Here is a 7300-nt window from a genome sequence, read left to right as displayed (position 1 = left end):
TCGTATGCTCATTTTTAAGAGGATTATACTGTTTAAAAGTTTGTTCATTTCAATTAATGGAAAACCGTAGAGTTTCTATCCTTAAGTTGATGGGCATGCGGCTGAACCCCTTATACAAACGAAATTTATATATTAACATTATTGTAATGCAATATTAACAATTGATTCATGCCAAAGGTGTTAATCGGTTTTCAAATTACATTACATGATTGTAACTGAAATTAATCTGCAAAATAGAAATATTATACGAATAGAAGCTCCTTGTAACAGAAATATTTTTAAACCGTTGGATATCATTCATAAAAAATAAGAGTTTGTAAAAACTCTTATTTTTTAGTATCCTAGGTTATTCTGCTACTTTTTCAACGATAGGTGACATCGCAATAGGAGGAAGTGACATAGTCATTGCTTCAAAATAAACATCTAATTTATCTCCTATAGTATAAGAATTATTATCTAAAACTGGAACGAGCAATATTTCATTGTTGTTAACCAAATCCCACCAATTTTCCTGATACATTTGAGCTTTTTCCATGGTTGGTGTATCCACAATCGTCATATAATTACTATCAACAGAAACAACATACCCTGTGAAATGTATTTGCTGTAGTTTCTCAAAAGACGAGGTGGAAATAATATCTGTAGTATTTTCGTTCGATGCGGCAGAAGCAGGTGTTATACCAAATGTAAATCCACACCCTAATACTAATGTAGTTGCCAAGGTAACCAGCTTTTGTTTTACTTTAATCATAATTAATTATCCCCCTTTTTTAATTTTTTATTCCTACATGTCGATATTACCATATAAATGGTAATGAGACTTGTTTCAATCCCTATATTTAACAAATTTGTCATATTTATAATGTTTTTGTGCGTATTCGGTAGTTTTTACTGTCGGTTTGTGCTATGGTAATTTTTCTGCAGAACGTTCGTTCAGGTAGGATACGGATTAACCCAACCTGTATCACCAGAATGCATCCTTCTAAATTTTATATGTGTATATTTGGTGTTTTTTGAGGTTAGCATGCTACAATTATTTCTTTTTTATTATCATATTTTACATTACTATAGCATAGAAGTAGAGGTTTACATTTTCTCTCCGTCCGCATTTCTAATTTCATTAGTAGAAATACTTGCTTACTGGAACGATAATGGCATATAACTCTCCTAAAGCTTATATTTTTCATATCAACTACCTATTTGAATTTACTATATTAAAATTACTTTATACATTCGTATGGAAAGGCTTTCATTTTCATTAATTCCGTGCTAACATTATAACTATAAAATTCTTGATATGAATTTTTATTATTTTGAGAGAACAATCTTTTGTAATCAGAATTAAATTAATAGCTAAAATATCAATTTAATTCCTTAATAAATAGAGAACTAGAGCATCAGATTGTAATAGGATGGATGATTTTATGTAATGTTGTCGGGGAATAATAGGAGGCACAGCGTGCGAAATTTCTTCGAAGACAAGTACATAAATGTTGAACTTAAAAGGAAATTAATAAACTTAATAAGCGAAATTAGTGAGTATAAAGGAAAGTTAGCTTCTTATCAAGAACAGAGACCAGATATATTTAATAATTTCAAAAAAATTATACCTCTACACTATATGAAAAATTATACTACTATTTATACAGATAAAAAAATTTCAAGTAAAAGAATAAAAGAACTCATTCTTAATAACAAAGTACCTGAATCTGTTGCAGAAGATGCGATCTTTTGTTACTATCAGACTCTAGCTGTTGTACATCAAAAATCCTGCACTTTACCTATTAATCCAGAAGCCATACAAGAATTACATTTTCAAGTAATGAATTTTTATACCTCAGATAGTGGAATGTGGCGTCAAAAGCCACTTTCTATACCAGAATTTAAAGATAGCGGAATACACATAAATAATTATCATCCGCTCCCTCATGAACTGATTCCACAAACTGTAGAGGATTTGTGCTCTCAATACAATTCATTATACAAAAATAAAGAGTTACATTCTCTTTTACTAATTGCTCGTTTTATATTGAGTTTTTATTGCACAGTCCCTTTTAGCCATGGAAATGGTAGACTTACTCAGATATTAATGCATTTATTATTATTAAAAAATGGACATACATTTGTAAAATATGTTTGCTTAGATAAATATATCAATGAAAAACAATCTGAATACTACAATGCTGTATGTAAATCTTCGGTTAATTGGTATTGTAATGAACATAATATTAGTTTCTGGTTGAAAAATTTCTTAACTATTATTCTAGAGGCCTATAAAGACTTACATAACAGAATACAAGATTCTATATGTAATCAAAGTAAAGTTGAACGTATTCAAAATTTTGTATACAATCAAAAACAGCCGTTCACTCAAGAAACTATCAGTTGCATATACCCTGATATAGCTAAAAGTACAATTAGTAAGACATTAAATACCTTACAATTATCTGGCGAAGTTATACTTGTTTCGAAAGGAAGAAATGCACATTGGATGAAAGTCTCCCCATAAATCAAATAGCACTTTACCCATATAAAAGACTATAATATTATTTCTCTTCTAATTATTTTTAAAATCTGATCAGACCAATATACTATATATGATATTAGTCTGATCAGATACATATTTTTTAGTTTTTCCTCTTTTATAGCTATCTTTTTATAATGATGAGATTTAATTTATGCTTTTCCACTCTTAAAACATATTACAAATAATGTATACTAACGATCTCAATTAAATTTATATAAGCTAGTTTAAGCTAGCCTCTTTCTAAGATTTTATCAGGGTATTTGTTCAGAGAAATATCAAATTTTTCTTTAAGTATCCGTTGATACTCTTCTTCATTTATGGTTCGCTTATGTTTTTGGCCTTTTCTGGTTTCAGTAAAACTTTGTTTAGTAAGTGAAATATGTCCATCCTCAATTAACTTACAGACAATGTATCCTTTGTTAAAAGGTGAATCAGGGTGCTCTACAATAATATTTTGTATAACATTGACTTTGTTTGTATCTATTTTATCTAATGTAAATGCAAACCCAGTGCGCCATGTATTGGTAGGTTCAGAACCTAAGAATTGAGCACTCTCCCCATTTTCTCCTTTCTTCATTTCTAGTAGATAGCTGCCTTTTTCAGTATTTTGTTTACGAATACGATATTTTCCTGTTTGAGATGAAATTACTTCACCACTAAATGGGACTGGATGTAATGGTAGATGTGAGGCAAGCCCCCCGTCTACAATGTATTTCTGGTTATTATAATTTAAAATAATAATCACATGTCCGTCGTCAGGCTTCCACTTATCACCACCTAAATCGTAGACCGTACCAGATACTCGATAGACATCAAATCCACAATCATGTAAAAAATAATATAATAGAGTGTTAAGCTCATAACATAGTCCACCACGGTGTTTTAATAGTAACTTTTCTTGAACATTCTTTCTAGTAATTTTCCGGATGTTTTTTTCCATAACGTCTAAATTTTCATAAGGTATTACGTATGCCATTTGCAGAAGAATTTCATGTAAATCTTTAAATTTCACATCTTCTTTTGGGGATGTCTGTAACCGAGAGAAGAAACTTTTCTGTAATTCAGTTAACATTGTATTCCACCTTCCATTTATAGAAAATTTAACCACTAAATATAATGATACACCAAATAAATATATAATCAAGTGCAAATAGAATTAACTTGAGTTACTCACCACTTAACATCCTAGCTGACTGTTTAAAGTCAGCGATTCCGTACGGGAACCTATTGCTTTCTAATTAATTAGAGCCGCTACTGTCAAAAGACGAATCGCATCATTTTTAACAAATCTACAAAAAATTCGCCCTCCTCAATAGTGTGAAGGGCGATAGCCAAAAACTTTTGATAAACTAGCTATTTGAAGTTCTACGATAACTTGATATAGGAGGTTGCAGGTAGAAAATAGAGTGCGAAAACCAAACCATTCGGTTCCTACATAAAATATCACTCAAACCAACAGAGCGTCCAAACGTTGGATATCCTAGGGATACTCCCCCCGAAGTAACACTCTGGGAGACGAAAGGTTACTTTCTTCGTGGAACCGAGAAGTTTCCACTTCAAACTTTGCGAAGTGGTGAGTAGTTTACGATTCAGTCCAGTTTTAATATTTGTATCGTGATGTGTGCCACAAGAAGGACAATTCCCTTCACAAAAATTTAGATTTTTCACGTCTTTATTATGGTAACCACAATTTGAACATAACTGGATAGTAGCAAATGTTTTTAAGATAACTACAACTTGTTTCCTGTCTCGTTTTGCTTTCTATTCCAACATATTTCGAAATTATGACTGAAATACTTCACTTTGTCTTACATAAATTCACTTATTTTTACTAACACTCAACAGGGTAGACTCATAAATAACCTTATTAAATCTCTATTTTATTTAATATTTCTGATGTATTATTAGTATACAAAACATAGTTGAATTTTTTTGTTTTAATGATTACCTTTTTCCTTGAAAGGGATGGAATTCCGATATAAACGACATGATCAAGTTTTTTAAGAGGGATATCATTTGTAGTAATATTAATAATATCTTTTAAAAGAATAGTAATCTCTGCTGATTGCCAATGGATTATTATGTGATTTTTAAATCTCTGGACATTTAAGTTAAACATGTTTTATCAATCCTTTTTTATCAAGATTATAAAAATTAAAAATAATTATATATAATATATAAAAATAACAATATATTTTCACCCATAAAGACATTATTATGCAAAATTTCATACTGTATTATATTGTAAACATTCAACTTGAAAATGATAAGTTGACAAATTTCTACCATGTTCTATCATCGAAGTTACAGATGCCAAGCTGGCATAGGGAGAATCGGGAGTGAACGTTTAGTGGTGCCTATAGAAACTATGGGCAGAGCCTGGTAAGATAACTTCTGGATACATCAATTTTTGTAAGACTCCCACCTTCAAACATCTCGTAAGAGTGTTAAGTCAGTGAGTTTATAGAAGAATTTCTTTAGTTCTGTATAACAAAATCATATTAAAGAATAATTAAAGATTCGAAATACAATTAGCTTAATTAAATACTTTTAAACAATAATTTTTAGTGGAATTTAACAATTAAAAAAGAATGTGTTTTTATTCACTTTTCTAAACACATTCTTTAAGTATATAAGATCTCAGAACTTCATTTTCTATTTAACTCTTTGCTCATAAAATATGTGAATATTAATTTATTTTTTATGTTAAGAGGCCATTAAGTTATGCCCGCATTTTAAATACTATTACCATCCTGCGCTAGTGTTCATACCATTTCCCAAAAAAGTAAGAAACAGTGGATAAAATACCGGACCTAAGGTAAGAAATAAGTTTAAAAGTATAAGACGCTTAAATAATTCGATACATAACTTATTATTAATATATTAAAACATTTAAATAATTAATGTTATTCCTAATACTCCAAAACTAAAGGAAATACCTGTTGTCCTTATAAGTATTTTAGTGAATAGTGCAGCGTATGTATTTTTACAATATAAAATTATTATAGTTTATAGATAAAAATATGCCATTAATACGACTACCAAAGACAATATCCAGTCTCCACCTAGTAAAAAAAACAAAACATCTCTGCCGTAGAAAAAATGAAGGACATAATTATTTTTTTCATATCGGTTTCAATATATCTTCAACTCCTAATTAACTTCCGTCTACATACTGTATTTTGATGTTCATATTTAATTCCTTTCAGTAACCACCAATAATCAATTTATTTTATTGTATTATTTTATAGTTATATAAAGGTAACAATATATGATCATTTATATATTGTTTATACACCCTGTTTACATTGGTAAAAATATTTGAATCTTTACTAGAGTATATACATTAATACATCATTAAGTATAGGCAAACAGCAGAAGAATAATACTAAATAAAGAGGCTGATTCCCCTTATATATAAATTGAAATTACAACAAAAAAAGAGCGAGTTTCTATTTTTTCTAAAAACACTCTTAAAAACATTTAACACCTATAACAATTTTTCTATTTTAATTTGTAATTAACTTATATATGCTCTTTCTTATATTTGATTATCCTCCAACTTTTTTGATTAATACTGTAATAGCCAATAGCTTAAGTATGCTCTTTTTTCTAAAGCTTAACTCCCAGACGATAATAATTTCTTTCTAAAATTATTTTTCGCTTTATTTGATTGATAAGTTGCTCCATCCTCCACTAGCATTCATACCATTTTTGATAATAGTAAGAAGTACAGGAAATAATACTGGTCATAAGGTAAAAAGTATCTGGATTTTACATAACCAGTTATAACTTGGATCCTTGTGGTTTACAAATACTAAAAGGACTAATCAAATAAGTAAAATAACTTTCCCTGAAGGCGATAATGTTTTGTATAAGTTGTTATCTTTCAATTTAGATGGATCAATGGAATTGACTTTAATGAATTTGTTACCTCCAAATGCTTCTTCAATGGATCCTGTGTCACATATAGGTGAAGAAATAGCATTTGTTTTGGAAGGGCAATGTGCACTTATATTTAAATGATGAACTTTTACTTCTCAATACAGATGATAGTGTTAAAATTCCATTATATGCAAAGCGCATAAATGAAAAAACAATTCTTCAAAAAATGTGATTGTTATATTTGGTTAACTTCCCCATCTTTATAAATTTACAAAAATATTATTCTTATTATGTAACGAATTTACCAAAACCCATATAGCACTTTCTGTTGAGCTAGCACGCTTGAAGTAGGGGAATACGTTAAAGAAAACATATGGATACAGTAGACGCTCACTAAAAATTTATTGTAACATTTATGTTACAATTATCCTTATGTACCCAGACTTTTTTGAAGTAATTTTGATATTAAACATAATTTAGTTAAAAATTATAGGTTGACGGTCATGTTATTATACGAATAAAAAATAACCACAAAGTATTAGCTTATTAGGGGGATATTATCAAAAAGGTGGAGCTCTTAATGCAACTCCACCTTTTAGTATATAACGAATCATTTGATAATTTAACAGTATGTTTTTAAAGTCTCTATATTTTAGAAAACTCTACAATAAAACTGTACTTCCCTATTTTTTTGAAGAAACAGGATCCATTTTTAATGTTTTTATTCCTTCTTTTAATGTAAACGCATCTGCTCTTAATGTTTTCCAACTATCTTTTGCTGCATTCAGGTTAGGTTTTAAGAATTTAAATTTATTTTGATCTGCTTTTTGGGATGCTTTATCAATATGATTAAGCACTCCTGAATATTGAGAATCTAAATCATGCCAT

General features: G+C 29.2%; 4 protein-coding genes and 4 pseudogenes. 2 read left to right on the top strand and 6 right to left on the bottom strand.

Going from position 1 to position 7300, the window contains the following annotated elements:
* Positions 1 to 346: 346 nt before the first annotated feature.
* Positions 347 to 751: a DUF3221 domain-containing protein gene (locus ACS2CR_RS32800; RefSeq protein WP_033698201.1), complete on the bottom strand. Its 405-nt coding sequence runs from the start codon at positions 749 to 751 to the stop codon at positions 347 to 349.
* 708 nt (positions 752 to 1459) lie between these two features.
* Here ACS2CR_RS32800 and ACS2CR_RS32795 point away from each other — a divergent pair.
* The gene (locus ACS2CR_RS32795; RefSeq protein WP_053512358.1) at positions 1460 to 2509 is read left to right on the top strand and encodes a Fic family protein; all 1050 of its coding nucleotides are present in this window, start codon (positions 1460 to 1462) and stop codon (positions 2507 to 2509) included.
* 247 nt (positions 2510 to 2756) lie between these two features.
* On the opposite strand, the gene ACS2CR_RS32790 is transcribed toward ACS2CR_RS32795, so the two are convergent.
* From ACS2CR_RS32790 to ACS2CR_RS32775, 4 genes and pseudogenes are all read right to left on the bottom strand, one after another.
* Positions 2757 to 3599 (bottom strand): arylamine N-acetyltransferase family protein, encoded by an 843-nt coding sequence (locus ACS2CR_RS32790; RefSeq protein ID WP_000954718.1) that lies wholly within the window; start codon positions 3597 to 3599, stop codon positions 2757 to 2759.
* Positions 3600 to 4108: 509 nt separating this feature from the next.
* A pseudogene (locus tag ACS2CR_RS32785) lies at positions 4109 to 4309 on the bottom strand (zinc ribbon domain-containing protein); the annotation flags it as partial.
* An 85-nt stretch (positions 4310 to 4394) separates the two neighbouring features.
* Positions 4395 to 4646 carry a SunI/YnzG family protein gene (locus ACS2CR_RS32780; protein ID WP_000482659.1) on the bottom strand — a complete coding sequence of 84 codons (252 nt, stop codon included), beginning with the start codon at positions 4644 to 4646 and terminating at the stop codon, positions 4395 to 4397.
* A gap of 626 nt (positions 4647 to 5272) precedes the next feature.
* Positions 5273 to 5479 (bottom strand): annotated as a pseudogene (locus tag ACS2CR_RS32775) (DUF3902 family protein).
* Positions 5480 to 6337: 858 nt separating this feature from the next.
* Between ACS2CR_RS32775 and ACS2CR_RS32770 the strand changes: the two are divergent.
* Positions 6338 to 6644 (top strand): annotated as a pseudogene (locus ACS2CR_RS32770) (cupin domain-containing protein); the annotation flags it as partial.
* 451 nt (positions 6645 to 7095) lie between these two features.
* Here ACS2CR_RS32770 and ACS2CR_RS32765 read toward each other — a convergent pair.
* Positions 7096 to 7300 (bottom strand): annotated as a pseudogene (locus ACS2CR_RS32765) (hemolysin); the annotation flags it as partial.

It is taken from the genome of Bacillus cereus group sp. BceL291, assembly GCF_051776705.1.
Lineage (GTDB): Bacteria > Bacillota > Bacilli > Bacillales > Bacillaceae_G > Bacillus_A > Bacillus_A cereus.
Note: the sequence above shows the minus strand (reverse complement) of the source record. Positions and strands in the feature narration are given on the sequence as shown.